Here is a 1,223-nt window from a genome sequence, read left to right as displayed (position 1 = left end):
AACCGTGTTCCAGATTCTAGGACGCCGGGCCGACTCGCTTCGGATGGGGCTCTACACCAACTTTCTCGACACTACCGCAATGGCTGCATTCACTTCTCCCCTGGTCTCACTTAAACGAGGCCTTAGCAGCGATATGCGGCAGCCAAGAGCGCTGTTTCCAGAATGAAAAGCGTTAAGGAAGCGGAGATCCAGTTGTTGTCGGCGGGCTTAGGGATCGTCGCTACGGTCGCAGTGGCGGCTCTTTGCTTGGAGGACGCGGGCAGCGTAGTCTTGATCGTTATGTTTGTCTTGGGCGACGTAGCCGTTAAGCTCCAGGTGGTCGGCTTCGGTCCAGACCCAGCCGAGGCTCGACGCACTGAGAGCCTGGCCCCGGCTGCCAAGCGGGGAAAGAAGGGACGCTTTGTGGCCTTCACATAGCGTCCCTTCCTCAAATTATCGTGTGAATATGATTTAAGCATACGGCGGAGCCTGAATCCACTATGCTCCAACTTGGCTACAAATCATAATTCTGCAACGTAGAATACTTGATAAGCGATTGATAGCGCGGATGTCCCGATCGAACAGCCCGCTTGTAAAGCTTGATATATTTTTCAAATCCCTTTTGAACTGCGAATTCATTTCCGCGAAGAGCTTCATATTCGTTCTGGCGCAAGTGTGGACGCACCTGTTGATCTATATATTCTGGCTTGTCTACATCGACGGCTTTCGAATAATCAATCCCGCATTTGTTTTCGGCATCGGTAAAGAATGCGTGCCCATGGTGAATATGCGAGCGAAATGGTAGGGCCCACGTATGTCCCTCGATTTCGACCAAAAAGACGATGTAAGGACGATTTTGCTTTTGTTCCATCTCTTTGAACGGCGGGTTTGGATGATCTTTGTAGAACGAGTTTGTCAAAAAGACGATTTTAGAATTCATGCAGACCCTCCGAAAAAGAAAATGCCTCCAACCCAAAGAGATTGAAGGCATCTTCTCAGTGGGCTTTCTTTTGATTCCGTTGGTCGCGCCCTACGACCAAAATCTTCTCGGTGGGCTTTCTTTTGATTCCGTTGGTCGCGCCCTACGACCAATTTCTGATTTAAGTATACCCAAGTTATAAAGGAAATGAGTGAGGTTTCGAAAAATGAATGTGGCAGAATTAGGCAGCCTTGATTATCGACTTTATCCGAACACCTCCCACATTCATCCGCACATGTGCGGATGAATGTGGGAACCCGATACC

2 protein-coding genes are annotated in these 1,223 nt (G+C 49.3%); one reads left to right on the top strand and one right to left on the bottom strand.

Translation table 11 applies throughout. The annotated features are described in order from the left end of the window. The first annotated feature begins 162 nt into the window (after positions 1 to 162). Positions 163 to 417: a hypothetical protein gene (locus tag ACESUZ_RS10075; RefSeq protein ID WP_373199919.1), complete on the top strand. Its 255-nt coding sequence runs from the start codon at positions 163 to 165 to the stop codon at positions 415 to 417. Between the two features lie 76 nt (positions 418 to 493). Here the strand turns inward: ACESUZ_RS10075 and tenpIN are convergent, their stop codons facing one another. Next, positions 494 to 919, bottom strand: a complete 426-nt coding sequence (gene tenpIN, locus ACESUZ_RS10070) for a type III toxin-antitoxin system TenpIN family toxin (RefSeq protein ID WP_373199917.1) — start codon at positions 917 to 919, stop codon at positions 494 to 496. Positions 920 to 1,223: the final 304 nt, after the last annotated feature.

This window comes from Collinsella aerofaciens ATCC 25986 (assembly GCF_964239575.1).
GTDB lineage: Bacteria > Actinomycetota > Coriobacteriia > Coriobacteriales > Coriobacteriaceae > Collinsella > Collinsella aerofaciens_BQ.
This window is presented reverse-complemented; position numbering and strand designations above follow the sequence as displayed.

Coding starts and splice junctions, on each gene's coding strand:
- ACESUZ_RS10075 (WP_373199919.1), top strand. CDS start 163: ATGAAAAGCGTTAAGGAAGCGGAGATCCAGTTGTTGTCGGCGGGCTTA.
- tenpIN (WP_373199917.1), bottom strand. CDS start 919: ATGAATTCTAAAATCGTCTTTTTGACAAACTCGTTCTACAAAGATCAT.